A 2,111-nucleotide genomic window follows, 5' to 3' on the forward strand; every position below is an offset into this window, starting at 1 on the left:
GTCCAGCAGCGCTGGCAGGCCCGGCGTCGCCGAGCTGCTCGGTGCACCCGGGCGGCCGCCGCTCTGCACGTCCTGACCTTGATCTTGAAGGTCGGCAGATGGCTGCTGCTTCTGCTCGGTTTGATCTCCATCGGCATCACCCTCGCCGCCGCCGGACTCGGTGGCGAAACGCTCAAGGCCCTTGCCTTCGCCCTCGCCGCCCTATTCGCCGGACTGTTCCTGGCCGTGGACTTCTCATCCGGCACGGCAAGCACCTCATGAAGCTGCCGACCCCAGCGTGGGCGCCCACGCGCCCTGCCCCCACCGCCCGCCCTGCGCTCCCTCAACCGGCCTAAGGAGACCCCATGCCCATGCTCGACCTCGGCTTCCTGGTTTTCCCCATCCCAGCGCTCATCGCCGTGGCCGGGATCCTAGCGGCGATCATCATCGCCGCTAGACGAGCCCGCCCTCAGGTCCTCGACCGCCGCACGCACACCTCTCGCACCGAGCAGCCGAAGGACTGACCCCGTGGGCATCTTCTACGGCGACAAGGCCAGTACCCGCTCCTACCGAACCTCCGCCCGGCTGGCCTCCAAGATCACCCGCAAAGGCGGCCGGAACTCGAACCGGCGCCGCGACCCTGCTCGACATGATGGCCGGTCACATCCCGCCCGGAGATTTGCGGGGTGAGGAGGCCGAACAGGCCGCAAGATCCCTGCGCGAGGCCGCCGGCCGCATGCGCGGCACCGCCCGCACCATCACCCTTGCGATCGCCGACGACGCTGAAGCAGCCTCCAACACCGGCGGCCGCTGGACCTTGCTCGGCTGACCCACCCGGTCCTTCGCACCCAGGAAAGGAAGCCCGTGTTCGGCAAGCGCCCTGCCGCCCTCCCCCCGGGAACGGCCGCCAACGCGCCGCAGCCCGTCCAGGAGGTCAAGCGCGACCCGCTCGTGCGGCTCCTTCGGTTTCTCGCCAAGCTGATCATCTACCACTTGGTGTGGCGCCTCATCCGCGCCGCGGCACTAGGGATAGCCCGCCGAATGTGGCGTCACCGTGACCTTCACATCCCCTGGTGGACCGCTTGCGGCTGCTACCTCTACGCCGCGATCGCTGCCGTGAGCGGCATCCCCTGGTGGGTCAACGCGGTGTTGACCGCAACCTCAGCCGCCCTGATACATCTGATGCTGAGGCGCCACCACGTACTACCGGTCTCCAGCACCGCTGCCACCTCCGCCACCGCGGCCGCCGGCATCTGGACCCTCACCGCCGCCATGATCGGCATTACCCACGTCGCCGCCTACAGCAGCTGGGCACTTGGCGTCCTCACCCTGGTCATCGCCTGGGGGTTCTCCGCCAACCCCCGCAAGTGGCGCAGTGTCCGGCTCCGCGTCCGCGTCCTCGCCAAGACCTTGCCCATCGTCCTGGCCGAGCTCGGTTTCGCCGGAGTGGTCGTGGCCGACCGTATCTCAGTGAGCGGTACCGGCCGCGTGGAGATCCCACTGCGGCTCCCCGTCAACGTGACTCGCGCCAAACTCGACAAGCCCACCACCCGCACGGAGATCGAGTCGGGGATGCACTGGCCCGCAGGATCAATCCGTGAGGTCGTCCAAGACCCCAAGCACACCTCCTCGGCACGCGTGCTGATCATCTGGCACGAGGGCAGGATCGAGGCCCGCACGGTCAAGTTCGCCCCTCCCAAGATCCCCAGCAGCATCCTCGAGGCGGTGTGGGTTGGTGTGGACGACGACGGCCGCGACATGTACATCGCTCAGTACCTGCCCAAGCACGGCATGACCCGCGGCGTGTACGCGGGCGAGCCCGGCAGCGCCAAGTCCAACCTCCAGCGCTTGATCGCGTGGATGCGCGCCCACTGCGGGGACGTCCTGCTGTGGATCATCGACCTGAAGAACGACGGCCTCACCTACGCCCCGTTGCTGCCGCGCCTCGACCGGCCGATCGCCACCACCTGGGAGGCCGCCACGCACATCCTGGAAGACGCGGCCGCGGCCATCCCTCTGCGCGGCCGTCAGCTGCGCCCCGAGGACAACCAGCTCTTCCCCGTCAGCCCCAAGCGGCCCGCAATCCTGGTCATCGGCGACGAGATCGCCGAGCTGCTCGGCAAGAAAGCGGC

4 protein-coding genes are annotated in these 2,111 nt (G+C 68.7%); all 4 read left to right on the forward strand.

Annotated features, from left to right (window positions below; all coding sequences use genetic code 11):
• A partial coding sequence (locus tag AB0J09_RS63110) for a hypothetical protein (protein WP_360713892.1) occupies positions 1–261 on the forward strand: 261 nt, incomplete at its 5' end.
• Between the two features lie 83 nt (positions 262–344).
• Positions 345–503: a hypothetical protein gene (locus AB0J09_RS63115; RefSeq protein WP_360713894.1), complete on the forward strand. Its 159-nt coding sequence runs from the start codon at positions 345–347 to the stop codon at positions 501–503.
• A 125-nt stretch (positions 504–628) separates the two neighbouring features.
• Positions 629–808 (forward strand): hypothetical protein, encoded by a 180-nt coding sequence (locus AB0J09_RS63120; RefSeq protein ID WP_360713896.1) that lies wholly within the window; start codon positions 629–631, stop codon positions 806–808.
• 35 nt (positions 809–843) lie between these two features.
• Positions 844–2,111: hypothetical protein (locus AB0J09_RS63125; RefSeq protein WP_360713898.1), on the forward strand; the 1,268-nt coding region annotated here is incomplete at its 3' end.

This window comes from Nonomuraea sp. NPDC049784 (genome assembly GCF_040659615.1).
Classification (GTDB): Bacteria; Actinomycetota; Actinomycetes; order Streptosporangiales; family Streptosporangiaceae; genus Nonomuraea.

Bases quoted from the DNA above. Each gene is read 5' to 3' on its own strand.
- AB0J09_RS63115 (WP_360713894.1), top strand. From the start codon at position 345: ATGCCCATGCTCGACCTCGGCTTCCTGGTTTTCCCCATCCCAGCGCTC.
- AB0J09_RS63120 (WP_360713896.1), top strand. From the start codon at position 629: ATGATGGCCGGTCACATCCCGCCCGGAGATTTGCGGGGTGAGGAGGCC.